General features: G+C 35.7%; 14 protein-coding genes and 2 riboswitches. Of the genes, 8 read left to right on the top strand and 6 right to left on the bottom strand.

Features of this window, described 5'->3' with window-relative positions; translation table 11 throughout:
• Positions 1-62: 62 nt before the first annotated feature.
• On the bottom strand, positions 63-1,364 hold the full coding sequence (locus DM800_RS04670; RefSeq protein WP_137011024.1) for a DUF5068 domain-containing protein: 1,302 nt from the start codon (positions 1,362-1,364) through the stop codon (positions 63-65).
• Between the two features lie 460 nt (positions 1,365-1,824).
• Here DM800_RS04670 and DM800_RS04675 point away from each other — a divergent pair, with 460 nt between their 5' ends.
• Positions 1,825-2,601 (top strand): SDR family oxidoreductase, encoded by a 777-nt coding sequence (locus tag DM800_RS04675; RefSeq protein WP_147786515.1) that lies wholly within the window; start codon positions 1,825-1,827, stop codon positions 2,599-2,601.
• A 37-nt stretch (positions 2,602-2,638) separates the two neighbouring features.
• Here DM800_RS04675 and DM800_RS04680 read toward each other — a convergent pair whose 3' ends face one another.
• The 4 genes from DM800_RS04680 to DM800_RS04695 form a co-directional block, all read right to left on the bottom strand.
• Positions 2,639-3,307 (bottom strand): methionine ABC transporter permease, encoded by a 669-nt coding sequence (locus DM800_RS04680; protein WP_088061690.1) that lies wholly within the window; start codon positions 3,305-3,307, stop codon positions 2,639-2,641.
• Positions 3,282-4,322 carry a methionine ABC transporter ATP-binding protein gene (locus tag DM800_RS04685; RefSeq protein ID WP_147786516.1) on the bottom strand — a complete coding sequence of 347 codons (1,041 nt, stop codon included), beginning with the start codon at positions 4,320-4,322 and terminating at the stop codon, positions 3,282-3,284. The genes DM800_RS04680 and DM800_RS04685 overlap by 26 nt, the downstream gene beginning before the upstream one ends.
• 12 nt (positions 4,323-4,334) lie before the next feature.
• Entirely contained in the window at positions 4,335-5,147 is an 813-nt protein-coding gene (locus tag DM800_RS04690) for a MetQ/NlpA family ABC transporter substrate-binding protein (protein ID WP_087984969.1), read from the bottom strand.
• A gap of 85 nt (positions 5,148-5,232) precedes the next feature.
• A riboswitch (SAM riboswitch) is annotated at positions 5,233-5,347 on the bottom strand.
• An 80-nt stretch (positions 5,348-5,427) separates the two neighbouring features.
• Positions 5,428-6,336 carry an NAD(P)-dependent alcohol dehydrogenase gene (locus DM800_RS04695; protein WP_087984968.1) on the bottom strand — a complete coding sequence of 303 codons (909 nt, stop codon included), beginning with the start codon at positions 6,334-6,336 and terminating at the stop codon, positions 5,428-5,430.
• Positions 6,337-6,481: 145 nt separating this feature from the next.
• On the opposite strand from DM800_RS04695, the gene DM800_RS04700 reads away from it, so the two are divergent.
• From DM800_RS04700 to DM800_RS04725, 6 genes are all read left to right on the top strand, one after another.
• A complete protein-coding gene (locus DM800_RS04700; RefSeq protein ID WP_000720089.1) occupies positions 6,482-7,246 on the top strand; it encodes a hypothetical protein in 765 nt (254 codons plus the stop codon).
• Between the two features lie 112 nt (positions 7,247-7,358).
• Positions 7,359-8,795, top strand: a complete 1,437-nt coding sequence (locus tag DM800_RS04705) for an FAD-binding oxidoreductase (protein WP_147786517.1) — start codon at positions 7,359-7,361, stop codon at positions 8,793-8,795.
• Positions 8,792-9,325 (top strand): MFS transporter, encoded by a 534-nt coding sequence (locus DM800_RS04710; RefSeq protein ID WP_048567287.1) that lies wholly within the window; start codon positions 8,792-8,794, stop codon positions 9,323-9,325. Before DM800_RS04705 ends, DM800_RS04710 begins: the two co-directional genes overlap by 4 nt.
• 78 nt (positions 9,326-9,403) lie before the next feature.
• A complete protein-coding gene (locus DM800_RS04715; RefSeq protein WP_147786532.1) occupies positions 9,404-11,122 on the top strand; it encodes a DUF3981 domain-containing protein in 1,719 nt (572 codons plus the stop codon).
• A gap of 126 nt (positions 11,123-11,248) precedes the next feature.
• Positions 11,249-12,499 (top strand): multidrug effflux MFS transporter, encoded by a 1,251-nt coding sequence (locus DM800_RS04720; RefSeq protein ID WP_001014693.1) that lies wholly within the window; start codon positions 11,249-11,251, stop codon positions 12,497-12,499.
• 249 nt (positions 12,500-12,748) lie between these two features.
• Positions 12,749-13,252 (top strand): hypothetical protein, encoded by a 504-nt coding sequence (locus DM800_RS04725; RefSeq protein ID WP_000756533.1) that lies wholly within the window; start codon positions 12,749-12,751, stop codon positions 13,250-13,252.
• A gap of 18 nt (positions 13,253-13,270) precedes the next feature.
• On the opposite strand, the gene DM800_RS04730 is transcribed toward DM800_RS04725, so the two are convergent.
• On the bottom strand, positions 13,271-13,405 hold the full coding sequence (locus DM800_RS04730; RefSeq protein ID WP_097891821.1) for a DUF3951 domain-containing protein: 135 nt from the start codon (positions 13,403-13,405) through the stop codon (positions 13,271-13,273).
• 397 nt (positions 13,406-13,802) lie between these two features.
• A riboswitch (SAM riboswitch) is annotated at positions 13,803-13,908 on the top strand.
• Between the two features lie 134 nt (positions 13,909-14,042).
• On the opposite strand from DM800_RS04730, the gene DM800_RS04740 reads away from it, so the two are divergent.
• Positions 14,043-14,960 (top strand): ABC transporter permease, encoded by a 918-nt coding sequence (locus tag DM800_RS04740; protein ID WP_000289321.1) that lies wholly within the window; start codon positions 14,043-14,045, stop codon positions 14,958-14,960.
• The last annotated feature ends 11 nt before the right edge of the window (positions 14,961-14,971 follow it).

Raw genomic sequence — 14,971 nt, forward strand, 5'->3', positions numbered from 1 at the left:
CAAATAGAAAAGGCATATAACAATCATATGTTATATGCCTTTTCTAATATATACTTAGTAATTTATTTAGGTAATGTAAATTTAACTTTTTTACCTTGTGAAATATCTTTAGCTTCTTTATTTCTCATAGGTCCTAACTCAATCTCAAAGCTTTTGTCTTTCCAAATCTTTTCATACTGCTCTTGATCTAAAATATATACTTGTAGTAACTCTCCAGATGTTCCTGTTTTGACTGAAGCATTATAGTCATAATTTAATAGCATACCTTCATTAATCGTATATTGTGTACCATCATTCACTCTTAATGTAGAGCTTATAGGAGATAGTGAAACGTCTTGAGCATCTTTGTTATCAAGCTTGAATTTTACTGTTAACAGAACAAGACCGTTTTTAAAATTTGCAAAGCGTGGAGCTTCGACGGAATTTGGTGTGAATTGAGTGAATTGGTATCCGTCTAATGTAACATTAACAGCGCCTAATTCTTGGCTGTTATTAATACTTGATTTCTCTTTTAACATTTTTTTATCGCCCATGTTATTAGCTGTAGCTTTATCTTGGTAGAAAGTGTTATCTGTTGCAACCTTTTCAGCACCTTGTTTGTTTAAACTTAATGAAAAGCTTCCAGGACTTCCGATTGGAGCATCAAATTTTCCTTTATTAGCTTGTGCAGTTGGGACTGTGACTGAGACTGTTGAGAGACTTGAGATTTTCGCTAGATCATCTTTTCCGAATGGATACGCGATATAACCAGAAATAGTTTCCCCTGCTTTTACTAAGTAATCATTCGTTGGAGCAAGCTTAGTTGGTAGCTGATCTTCTTTTGGAATTAAATCTTTATAGTTACTATACGCTTTCTGCGCACCAGTAAATGACATGTCCAATGCTGGCATATAATAAATATCTTTAGCTGAACTATTTTTTACGCTGTAGTTCACAAGAATAACTCCGCCCTCTGTTTGACGATTAAACGGAATGTCGAAGTTTGTATGGAATCCATTTAATTCAACTAATGTGTAACCGTTCATTGATACTGAAACATCTTCAGCTTTATACACTTGTGGTTCCTTATTTTCAAAAAGAACTTTTGTTTTACCACCTGTTTCTTTTTCCATATAGGAAATCAGCTTAGAGTAATCGCTTGAGCTAGTAGCTGTATTTTCAGGATTTTTATCTTCAGTTTTTTTATCTTCGGATTTTTTTTCTTCAGGTTTATTTTCTTTCGTTGTATCCGTTTTTTCTGTTTTGCTTTCTTTTGTTGTATTTTCTTTTTGTTCTTTATTTGTCGTATCGCTTTGACCACAGCCAGTTATTACAAACGCTGCTACGATTACTGTAGAAAATAAAGAAAGTAATTTTTTTGACATGTTTCTTCCCCCTATTTGTTTAAAACTAGTTGAGTCTGTATAATCAGACCGTTTACAACTCTCACATTAGCCCCACATTTTATTATAAAAAATGTAGCCAGTATTTACCAGTGTTTTTCTAATTATTTTAATTATCTAGTTATTGTAATATATTAAAATTAGTGGAAGATCGCCATGGAATATCGATTTTTATTTTTTTATCATTTGAAATATTACATCATATTGGTATGATAGAAATAGAGATATATGGAAAGGGGACAAGGACTTAATATGTGGATGAGCTTGTAATGATTAGAAACTAGATAGATAAATTTTTCTCTCATAAGTGAGGGTTTATTTAGTTATCTGTAAATCATTCAAGGACTGCATATTTGGTTTGTACATCCCTTTTGTAAGGAGAATGTGTAGGGAAATTCATATCTCTTATATAAAGTATGCGTCCTTTAAATTGGAGGAGTATATGATGAATCAATTAAAAAATAAAATAGCAGTTGTTACAGGTGTAAGTCGTCTAGATGGTATAGGCGCAGCGATTTGTAAAGAATTAGCTGGAGCAGGATATGATATATTTTTTACGTATTGGACAGCGTACGATAAAGAAATGCCTTGGGGCGTTGATCAAAGTGAACAAACACAATTAAAAGAAGAGTTACTAAAAAACGGTGTGGAAGTATCGAGTATGGAGTTAGATTTAACTCAGAATGATGCACCGAAAGAGCTTATAAATAAAGTTACTGAACAACTAGGCTACCCTCATATATTAATTAATAATGCAGCGTATTCTACAAATAATGACTTCTCTAATTTGACTGCTGAAGAATTAGATAAGCACTACATGGTAAATGTTCGTGCAACTACATTGTTAAGTAGTCAATTTGCCCGAGGATTTGATAAGAAATCTGGTGGTAGAATTGTGAATATGACGTCGGGACAATTTCAAGGGCCTATGGTTGGAGAGCTAGCGTATGCAACAACGAAGGGAGCTATTGATGCCCTTACGAGTTCGTTGTCAGCTGAAGTCGCCCACCTAGGTATAACAGTGAATGCAATTAATCCAGGTCCAACTAGTACAGGCTGGATGACTGAAGAGATAAAGCAAGGATTAAAGCCGATGTTTCCTTTTGGTAGAATTGGTGAGCCGAGGGACGCAGCAAGACTCATTAAGTTTTTAGTAAGTGAAGAAGCAGAATGGATTACTGGACAAGTTATTCATTCTGAAGGTGGATTTAAAAGGTAAAAAGAAGGTATCTCACCCTAGTGAGATACCTTCTTTTTTAATCTTTCTTCAATCTTCGTGCAACACCATTTCCTAAAGACTGCAACCCTTGAACGAGGATAATTAAAATAAAGACTGTTGCATACATTACTTCAGGTTCGTAGCGTAAGTGCCCGAATCGATATGCTAAATCACCAAGACCGCCAGCACCTACAAGTCCAGCCATTGCTGTTGCGCCAATTAAGCCGATTGTTGCGATTGTTAACCCAAGTACAAGGGAGGGACGAGCTTCTTTCACCATAACGTGCCAAATGATTTTTATAGTAGAAACGCCCATCGCTTGATAAGCTTCAATAACACCACGATCCACTTCTAATAAAGCTGTCTCCATTAATCGTGCAATATAAGGGGCCGTGAATACGACAAGTGGTACGATGACACCTTGCACACCAATGGATGTTCCCATTAGAAACTTTGTAAAAGGTAAAATAAAGAATAGTAGAATGATAAATGGAAGAGAGCGAATAACGTTAATAATTGTATTAAGAATTGGATAAATGATTTTATTTTCGTGCTGTCCACCAGGTCTCGTTAAAACAAGCGTGACGCCAAGTGGTAGTGCAATAAGGATAGAGATGAATAGTGAAATAGATGTCATTTGAAATGTTTGAATGGTTGCTTCCCATATGACTTTACCCCATTCATCCAAAAAGGATTTGTTTCCCATAATCTGTTCTACCTCCTTCTACGATGATCTCTTGCTCTTGCAAAAATGATAAAGCACGGTCTATTTCAGTTTTTTCACCTTGCATATGAATAATCAGTTTCCCATATGCTTCATGTTTTAGCTGTGTAATATTACCGGATAAAATATTCGGATACACTTGAAAGCGCTTTGTAGCGATAGCTAACGCTGGTTCGCCAGAAGAGTTCCCTATAAATGAAAGTGTTACGATTTCTCCGGTTCTTTGAAGTTCTTTTTGTACTTCTTCTGGAATTTTAGCTGCAAATGCACTGTTTACGAATTTCTTCGTTGTTGTATGCTGTGGGTTTGTGAAGATATCCTTCACAGTCCCGCTTTCAACTACTGCTCCATGTTCCATAACAGCAACTCGGTCACATATACGCTGGATAACATTCATTTCATGTGTAATTAATAAAATTGTGATCCCGATTTCTTCATTAATCTTTAATAATAGGTCGAGAATAGATTCAGTTGTTTCTGGATCCAAAGCACTCGTTGCTTCGTCGCTTAATAACACTTCCGGTTCATGTGATAGTGCACGTGCAATGGCAACACGTTGCTTCTGGCCGCCAGAAAGTTCGCTCGGATATGCATCTTTTCGGTTAAAAAGATCGACAATACGTAAATACTTTTCTACCCTTTTTTCAATTTCATTTTTGGGAAGACCAGATAGACGTAACGGTAATGCGATATTTTCATAAACTGTCACAGTTTTAAGTAAGTTGAATCCTTGAAAAATCATTCCGATTTTTTGTCTCGATTTTGCTAGTTCTTTTGCTGATAAAGTTGTTAAGTCTTGGCCGTTTACAATGATATTTCCTGTCGTTGGTTTTTCTAATAAATTTACACATCGAATTAATGTACTTTTACCAGCGCCACTATATCCAATGATTCCAAATACTTCGCCCTTTTTTACTTGAAGGGAAGTAGGTTTAAGAGCTTCTACATTCCCTTTTTTTGTTGTAAATACTTTGGATACATTTTTTAATTCAATCATTATCGTCAGCTCCTACCAAGATGGTAAAACTGAACCATCAAATTTTTTCTCGATAAATTCTTTTACTTCTTTAGATTGATAAGCTTTCTTTAATTTATTTACAACAGCATCATCTTTATTTTCAGTACGAACAACGACCCAGTTTACATATGGTGAATCTTTTCCTTCACGGAAAATAGAATCTTTCGCAGGGCTTAATTTTGCACCTAATGCAAAGTTTGTATTAATTGCAGCTGCTTTCACTTCACTTAGTTGTGTCGGTAATTGAGATGCCTCTAATTCAACAATTTTTAATTTCTTTGGGTTTTCAATTACATCTTTCGCAGTCGCTTTTTCTGTAGCCTTTGGATCCACTTTTAAAACGCCTGCTTTTTCAAATAGTTTTAAAGCTCGAAGTTCATTCGTTGGATCATTTGGTACAGCGATTGCGTCGCCCTCTTTTAAGTCTTTTACATCTTTTATGTCTTTAGAATATACGCCCATAGGGAATGTTACTGTTGAAAATACTTCAGTTAATTTCATATTGCGTTCAGCTTTAAATACGTCTAAATAAGATTTCGTTTGATAGCTATTTACATCGAGGCTTTTTTCATCTAAAGATACGTTCGGTGCTACATAATCATTAAATACTTTTACATCAATTTCGAGACCGTCTTTCGCTGCCACTTCTTTTACCTTTTCAAAAATTTGTTCATGCGGTCCACCCGTTACACCGACAGTAATCTTTTTCTCATCTAATGCTTTTACCTCTTTATCAGAATTAGCACCACATGCACCTAACAATAATACAGCTCCACTTACAATGCTCAATAATACTTTTTTCATCTATAGTTCCCCCTTCATATACGTTCCAAAATAAAAAGCACCTCTCCAAAATAAGAGAGGTGCCGAATAGACAAAATAGGTTCCTCTCTTATCTTCCAAAACGAAAACTCGTTTTGCAGGAATTAGCACCTTAGCTTATACGTCATAAGCTCGGTTGCCGGGCATCATCGGGCCAGTCCCTCCGCCACTCTTGATAAGAGTATGTGTATGTAGTTTTTTAATATGGTACTAATAGTAAATCTTACAAATAGAATTGTCAATGTTATTTTCTGAATATATTTTATTTTAAGGTAATGGAAACATTCCCTTTTTTATGTCCCTTTTCCACATGCATATGAGCTTCAGCAATTTCTTCTAATCGGTAAGTTCTATCAATAACGGGCTTTAGTTTTTCCGTTTCGACTAGTTTTTTTAATAGAATCATATCCTCTTTACTTACCTTGGCCATCATTCCATTAACAGATACATATTTTCCATTGGATGTTAATGTATTTGTACAAAGGGATTTTTTATACTTCCCAACTGCATCAAATATAATATCGTAGCGCTCGCCCGGCTTAGTAAAATCTTCTTTCGTATAATCAATTACTTTATCAGCTCCTAAAGATTGAACGAGTTCAAAATTTGAATTACTACAAACAGCCGTAACGGTCGTACCGAAATATTTAGCAAGTTGTACAGCAGCTGTTCCTACTGATCCAGAGGCACCATATATGAGCACTTGTTGCCCTTTTTTTATACGGCCCTTTCTCAGGAAATGTAATGCTGAAGTTCCACCAAAAGGAATAACTGCCGCTTCTTCATACGTCACATTGGTAGGTTTTAATGTTATTAATCCACTTTCATGTACACATGTATATTCAGCATAAGCACCAGCATGAAGGCCAGTTAATGCAAAGATAGGATCTCCCTCTTTAAATTGAGTTACATCTGTTCCTATTTCTTCGATTTCACCGGATAACTCTACGCCGAGTATAGGGTTTCTCGGTTTTCTGAAACCTAATATGATCCGCATAGGAATCCAAAATAAGAGGGGACTATTAAAACCGCGTATTCTACAATCTCCAGTCGATACACTTGTTGCGTGAATTTTAATTAATACTTCGTTCTTTTTAGGTGTAGGTTTCTCTATATTTTGAAGCTGAAGAACGTTAGGTGGTCCATACTGTGTGCAAATGATCGCCTTCATAATGACCTCCTGAAATGAGTTGTTGTTATTTACATCATATTTAAAACCTTCATTAAACATGTCGCTATATAGCGAATATAGATTAAAAATTATATAGATTTCATAGGAAAAGAGGTGATATTATTTTGGGAAAGGGGGCGACATTATGAAAAAAATTATTTTTGTTTCAAGTTTAGTACTTGCAATCAGTCTAGGGGTAGGGTGTAGTAATGAGAAAACAGCAAAGACGGATGAACCGAAAAAAGAATCAGTTCAAAAAGAAAAAGAATTAGCAGCGAAGGATGTTTTCAAGAAAACGAACGAAGCTTTTAAAAATGAAGAGCATGTAACGATGACATATGGTGTAGGGGTAAAAGCTGAGGGAACAGAGATGGATATATTAAAGGCTAAGATGCAATTAGAGCCAAAGACAAAGAATTCTCGTTCTGAAATGAATATTTCCGGTACAGATGTTGTAGTGTATACTGTGGATGGTAAAGTTGCTGGTGAGGTAAAAAACCCTAATACAGGAGAAGTTATAACCGTACCAGAGGAGCAATTAAACGCTGGTGGAATGAAAGCGACTCAAGATATTATAGATAAGTTAGAAGTACCAGCAGTAGTTTTAGATAAAATGAAGATGGAGAAAAGCGGAGATAAATATAAACTGAAATTTACATTAAAAGGGCAAGAAACAGAAAGTATGTTAACTAGCATGGATGAAACACAGAAGAAAATGTTACAAGCACAAAATGCGAAGATAGAAGAAGTAGATGCAGAATATATCATTACAAAAGATTTTAAATATGAATCAGCAAAGATAGACATGATTATGAGTAGTAACGGCAAGGATAAAGCACACATTATTACGAACGCAAAATATACGTCGTACGAAAAGTTTGACCCGATACAATTGCCGGCAGCAAAGTAATAGTTTTGATGAGGGGGGACCTAAAATAAGGTGCCCTCTTTTTTGTATACTTTCTTCATAGGAAAATAGGTACAATATGAAGAGGGAAAACTGTAGAAGAGGAGAGTGTCATTTGAAAAAAAGAAAGATAGCGGTGGTCATTGTGGCTTATACAGTGTTGCTTGCAACATCTGTAAATACATATAAAGAGCAACTAAAGCACCCTATTATGAGCGATGTAGGAAAGTTGCTTCCAACGAAAATTAAACGTGTTGAAAATGCTGAGGATGAACGTTCATTAAAACAGGTAGTGAAAGATGCAAATACTTCCGGAGAGAAAATTTCCATTGCAGGTATGCAACATAGCCAAGGAGGACAGACGTATTATCCGAACGGCACGATGCTTGATATGAAGGGGTATAATAAAATATTAGAATTTGATCCGGAGGAGAAGAGGATTAGGGTGCAAAGCGGTGTCACATGGAATGACATTCAAAAGAAAATCAATCCATATGGTCTTGCGGTTCAAGTAATGCAATCTCAAAACATTTTTACTGTTGGTGGTTCATTAAGTGTGAATGTACATGGGCGTGATATTCGTCATGAAGCATTGATTGATACAGTAGAGTCATTCAGATTGTTAATGGCAGATGGTACGGTACGTAATGTAAGTAGAGAAGAAAATGCAGAGCTATTTCCATATGTCATAGGTGGTTACGGGTTATTTGGTGTCATTTTAGATGTGACATTAAAGTTAACTGATGATGAATTATATGAAATGCATACGAGAATGATAGATTATAAAGAATACACATCTTATTTCAAAGATAAAGTGAAAAGAGATGAAAATGTTCGTATGCACTTAGCCCGTATTTCTGTTGCCCCCAATTCATTTTTAAAAGAGATGTATGTGACAGATTATACATTGGCGAAAAATCAAAATATGAGGGAAGAGTACAGTGAATTAAAAGAGGAAACTATTATAGCTGCACCGAAATTTTTACTCGGATTATCCCGTTATAGCGATTGGGGAAAGAATACATTTTGGGATATACAAAGAAGTTATTTTGAGCGCACAGATGGAGCGTATGAGACGCGAAATAATGTTATGAGGTCAGATAGTGCCTTTATGGAATATGAAAATCCGAATAGAACAGAATTGTTACAAGAATACTTTGTGCCTATAGATTTCTTCACGGAATACATAGATGATTTACGTAATGTATTAAATGAAGAAGAGTTTAATTTGCTCAATATTACGATTCGTTATGTGGAAAAGAATGAAAATGCAGTTTTATCCTATGCGAAAGATGATATGTTTGCGCTAGTTCTTTTAATTAACCAAGGACGCTCAGAGGGTGAAATAAAGAAAACAGAAGATGTCATTCAGAAAATGATTGATGTTACTTTAAAACATAATGGTAGTTATTATTTACCGTACTATTCGTATCCAACGAAGGAGCAGTTAAAGAGGGCATATCCTCGTATAGAAGAATTTCTTCAGAAGAAAAAAGAAGCGGATCCAAAAGAGAGATTTGTGAATTTATTTTATAGGGAGTATACGAAATGACATATAGAAGATTTGTAGCGTCACAAAGCATAATTATGATGGCGGGAAGTATGGTATTTCCTTTTTACATTCTATTGCTTCGGAATGTTGGGAATAGCTTCTCGCAGTTTGGCTGGGCGTATGGCTTATTTGCTTTAACTTCAGCACTTGTATATCCATTAGTAGGAAAGATGTCTGATCGAGTAGGCGATCAAAAATTATTAATTATATATGCTTGGTCCATGGCAATATTAATGCTTTGTTTCCCGATTGCCACGGAAGTCTGGCATGTGTATATTCTTCAAATTGTAATGGGAGTTTTAGGTGCTGTGCAGCGTAATACCGAGAAGACGTCGTTAGCACGAAAGGTTGTGCAAGAAAATGCTGGTTATGAGATTGGAAAATATCATGTGTGGACATCGATTGGAGGAGCAATAGCAATTATTGCCACGGGATATTTAGTAGATTTCTTTACGATTGGCACCATTTTTTATATTGCATCTATCTTATATGTAGTGAGTGGGATTGTATTAAGTAGTAAAAAAATATAATCATCCCCATTTTTACCTGAATACCCTTTATTTGTTATACTAAAAGGGAAAATAAAAGAAAAGGGGACATTGCCTTTGATGAAATTTTTAATTTTAGCTATTCTCACTTTGTTTTTGATTCCATGGACAAGAAGCGGTAGTAAACTTCGAGCAGTGGATAAGAAAGGGGATGAGAAGGTTGTAAAGGGTAAGAAATCATCCATTTTAGTTATTCCTGTATTATTTTGGATAGGTATTGCAATCTATGAATATCTTTGGCTAATCGATGATCGAGCAGATTCGATTCTTACTCATTATGCCGTTGCAGTAGCAGTTTTAATTGGGCTTGTTTTATTTTCACAAAATCAAATAGAGAAATTAGAAGGTACGTTAAAGGGACTTCTAATGTTTGTTTTACTCGCAAGTTACGGCTATTTTGGTTATTTACACGATATAGTAATCACGCAAAAAAAATATGATTCTGTTGTGAAGATCGAGAAAGATATTTCAGAGCCGTTTACTGAAAATGATCAACCGTTTACAGTGCCGCCAAAGACAGCGGAGAATAAAATGAAAAAAGTATTTGGGGATATTCCGAAAGTAGCTTATTTTGAGCTAGGGGAATTAACGCCACAAATGGTAAATGGTGAGGCTTTATATGTAGCACCGATTGAAGTTTCAGGCTTTTTTAAAGCACGTAAAGCTGAGACAATTCCAGGGTACGTAACGATGTCAGGTACGAATCCTGATGCGGAAGCGAAACTGCATCTTGGTTATAAAATGAAATATGTGCCGAGCATGTTCTTCGGGAATAATTTAGAGCGTGTTGTAAGGCAAGCAGAACCAAATCTAATCTTTAAAGGGAAACCTAAATTTGAAGTGGATGATAAAGGGAAACCGTATTATACAATGACGTATGGTGAATTTATTTCAGGAAGATCTGGATTTGAGGTAGAGGGCGTTGTAGTAGTAGATGCACAAACAGGTGAAGTGAAAAGATATGATAAAGGAAAAGCGCCTAAATTTGTTGATGGTGTATTAAATCACGAGACCGCATCTACATTAAATACATACTTCGGTAAATATATTCACGGATTTTGGAATACGAAATTCTCGCAAACGGATATGAAGATTCCGACTGAGTGGGGAACGAAAGAAGGAGTTACACCAATTTTCGGTAAGGATGGAACGTTATATTACTTTACTGATTTCACCTCTCCAAAAGAGGGAGTAGATTCTGCGTTAGGTTACTCGCTTATCGATGCGCGTACAGGTAAGTTGTATTACTATAACGGAAAAGAAGTGAAGGGGATTATGGATGGTTCAGCTGCTTCGGAAGTAGTGGATAATTCCTTTAAGAGAGAGAAATGGCATGGAACGATGCCGGTTATTTATAACGTGTATGGTAAACCTTCTTGGATTGTACCTGTTATTGATGACGGGGGATTAGTACGTGCTCATACAGTTATATATGCTTCTAATGCGAAAATATTTGCAACAGGTTCGACGCAAAAAGAAGCGCTTGAGAATTATAAAAATGCGCTGAGTGGAAGTGGAGATTCATTTAGACCGACTTCAAATGGTAAAGAAGCACAAAAAGAAGGCGTTGTACAACGTGTATATAAAGAAAAATCAGGTGAAAATACAATTGTGTATGTACTGTTAGAGAATGAACAAAAAGTATTTATGATACCGGTGAAGAAATTCCCATATGCTATGTTTACAGAAGTGGGAGATCCAATTCAAATCACATATTTAGATACAGGAGAGGCGATGTCTTCCGTATCTAAATTTACAAATAGCAATTTGAAAAAGTAAAGCGATAGAAATTCTATCGCTTTTTTTTACGGTATGAAACAGGAAAATGAACTATACTTGACGTATGTTTATGTTGTAACTATAATTGTTACGATTTAGTATTTATCGGAAAGGGTGAACGGAAAAGTGAATGGAGTTAATCACGAAATATATAAACCTGTCAAGACAAATAGGTTATGGATGATTCTTGTATTAGGGACACTTACGGCGATTGGGCCATTATCTATTGATATGTATTTGCCTTCTTTACCAAAATTAACAGATGATTTACAAACAGGCGCATCTCTTGCACAGCTTACATTGACAGCATGTTTGCTTGGGCTTTCAGTAGGACAATTATTTGTTGGTTCAATTAGTGACATTTACGGAAGGCGCAAACCTCTTATTATCGCTCTTATTATTTATGTTGCTTCTTCTTTACTTTGTGCTATTGCACCATCTATTTGGAGTTTAGTGTTATTGCGCTTCTTACAAGGGGCTTCAGGATCGGCCGGGATTGTTATATCACGTGCAATGGTACGTGACATGTATTCAGGTTCTGAAATGACGAAGTTTTTCTCACTGCTCATGTTAGTAAACGGAGCAGCGCCTATTTTGGCACCGATTATAGGGGGACAATTACTACAGTTCACAACATGGCGCGGTGTCTTCATCGTTCTCGGAGCAATTAGTGTATTCATGTTAATATCAGCTACTTTCGTATTACGTGAAACATTACCTCCTGAAGAAAGAGAAACAGGTGGTTTGTCAGGGACATTGGCGACGTATGGAAAACTGTTAAAAGATCGTTTGTTTATGGGATATGCATTATCACAAGGGCTAGTAACGGCGGCAATGTTTGCTTACATTTCGGGCTCACCATTTGTGTTGCAGAACATATACGGAGCATCACCACAGCAATTTAGCTTATTCTTTGCGATTAACGGTATCGGTATTATTATTGCTAGTCAGGTTACAGGCCGTTTAGCAGGGAAAGTGAATGAGAAAACGTTATTCGTTTCCGGTATTATTATTGCAGCTGTTGGTGGTTTATCTTTACTATTGACAATTGTACTAGGAATAGGCTTAATTGGTGTTTTATGTTCGTTATTCCTTGTTGTATCAAGTGTCGGGGTTGTATCAACAACTGGTTTCTCATTAGCGATGAGAAATCAGAAACAAGCTGCAGGAACGGCATCGGCTTTATTAGGTTTATTACAGTTCATTTCAGGAGCACTTGTTGCACCATTAGTAGGTATTGGCGGAAGCAATACCGCATTACCGATGGGGGTTGTGATAGCTCTTTGTGAAATTGGTGCTGTATTATGTTATCTATTTATGGCCAGAAGAAGTGAAAAGCAGTTTGAACTACAACAAAGACAAAATTTAGAAGCTTAAATTATAAAAAAGAGCTGATTCAAATATTTTTGAATCAGCTCTTTTTTCATTTCTTTGAAATAACTCATACAGCTTTGTAAGGTGATGCAAAAGTTATTTGCATAAAGTGACGATACTGTGACAAAAATGTAGGCATGTATATTAAGGTAGCGTCTTAAGTGTAAAAAGTAGGATGTTCTCGGTATAATAACAAGTGGAGATAAAAGAAACTATAATGAGTAGTAGCTGTAGATAAAAGGAGAAGAAGAGATGAAGAAGGTTTTGGGTATTGCTGTAATGGGAAGTATGATCCTTCTAGCAGGATGTAATGGAAATAAAGATACGAAAGAACCGAAAGAAAAGGTAGAGCAATCTACTGAGCAAACAGAAGAGATGAAAGAATACCGTGCAGTACATGAAAAATACGATATGAAAATGAATAAAGAAATTAATAAAGCACTACAGTTATTTGAAGTGGCAAAAGAAAAGGGCGGTAAGGAAATAACGAATGCTACATATAAAGAAGATGTGCAAAAGGTAACGACTAGCATGTTAGAAGATATTGATAATATACGTAAAGAAATTCGTGTTCCAAAATCGAAAGAGCAAGAACATGAGGTATACGCTGGTTTCTTGAATGAATCGGAACAAGCAATGAAAAAATTACAGAAGTTAGCTAAAGAAGAAGACTCATCATTGATTCGTGATATAGAAATTAACTTTGCAACAGCATCAACATACTATAAACGTTTTCAAGCAGAAACGAAAAAATAACCTTGCGTACACGCAAGGTTATTTTTTCTTCTTACCATCTCCGTCTTCATCCTCGGATACTAATACATTTTGTTTTTCGTGAAATTCAGAGATTGTTTGTCCGGTAATATTATCGAATGGAGTATAAAAAGAAGTGATACGTTTCTTTTTAATAAAGAGTTTATCCCGCTATTTGCCGGGCAGTAAGACCCCCACCTCAAAGTTCAGTGAAAGCAAAGAAGTTAGGTAGGGGATCCACTGCCCCTAAAAGCCCGATTGGTTCAACTAATAATCAGTGGGGGATGCCCCCACTGATTAAAGTTTCACTTTATAGACCCCGATGATGACAAGTATAACGATTGTTAATGGTAATCCTATAGTAGTAAGAAGTAAGGGATCCATCTTATAACTTCTTTAATATTATTTCTTTTTATTATAAGAGAAAACTGTAATTTCGATAAAATAAGTAAAAAACTGTTTTTTCTAAATATATCCAATTTGATTGACTTTTCATTTTTTCAGAATTATAATTCAAAATATACAATTTGAACCAAATAATAATATAGCAATTTACTTATCCAGAGAGGTAGAGGGACTGGCCCTATGACACCTCAGCAGCGGGTTCTGTAACAGGAACACCGTGCTAATTCCAGCAAGCAAGTCTTGAAAGATAAGTGATGGGCCTTCGTTTATTAAGCCTTGATCTTATTTTTTAAGATCAAGGCTTTTTGTGTTTTAAGAAGCGGAAAAGTAATAGGAACAAATATGTCAATAAAACAAAGTAAATACATTTGTTTAGGGGGTTATTGAAGTGTATGTTATTAAAAAACTATCGGTTATGGTGTTCACGCTATGGGTCATTACAACAGTAACATTTTTGATTATGCATATCATTCCAGGGGATCCATTTTCATCAGATGCGAAAATCTTTCCTGAAGAAGTGATACAAAACATGAGAGCGAAGTATCACCTTGATGAACCGTTATGGAATCAATATGTTGCTTATTTAGATGGCGTAGTTCATTTTGATTTTGGTGAATCTGTTCAATCCACAGGTCAAGGTGTATCAGAAATTATAACGACAGGATTTGGTCCATCAGCGATTATTGGTTTACAAGCACTTGTTATTTCATTATTAGTCGGAATTGCAGCAGGTACATTTGCAGCTCTATATCATGGGAAAGTAATTGATTATAGTGTGAGCTTACTTGCGATTCTCGGTATTTCTATTCCAAGTTTTATTTTAGCACCACTATTTATACAAGTATTTGCTATACAATTTGAACTTTTACCAGTAGCGTCTTGGGGCACATTCGAACATACGGTATTGCCATCCTTCGCATTAGCGTTAGGACCAATCGCGGTTATTACAAGATTTGTTCGCTCTAATATGATTGAAGTTTTGCAGAGTGATTATATTAAGCTAGCGAGAGCGAAAGGCATACCAATTAAGAAAATCATTATAAGACATGCTCTTCGAAATGCGATTGTTCCGGTACTTACATTTGTTGGACCGTTAATGGCTGGACTTTTAACAGGAACTTTCGTTATTGAAAAAATATTTTCCATTCCTGGTCTAGGAAAATATTTTGTAGATAGCATTTTTAACCGGGATTATCCGGTCATTATGGGAACAACGATTTTCTATAGTGCATTATTAATTTCTTGTATTTTCATTACAGATATTATTCACCGTATTGTGGATCCGCGTATTCGTTCTATTACGTAAGGAGGGGGGCA

Source organism: Bacillus sp. AY18-3, assembly GCF_008042305.1.
In the GTDB taxonomy this organism is placed as follows: Bacteria; Bacillota; Bacilli; order Bacillales; family Bacillaceae_G; genus Bacillus_A; species Bacillus_A wiedmannii.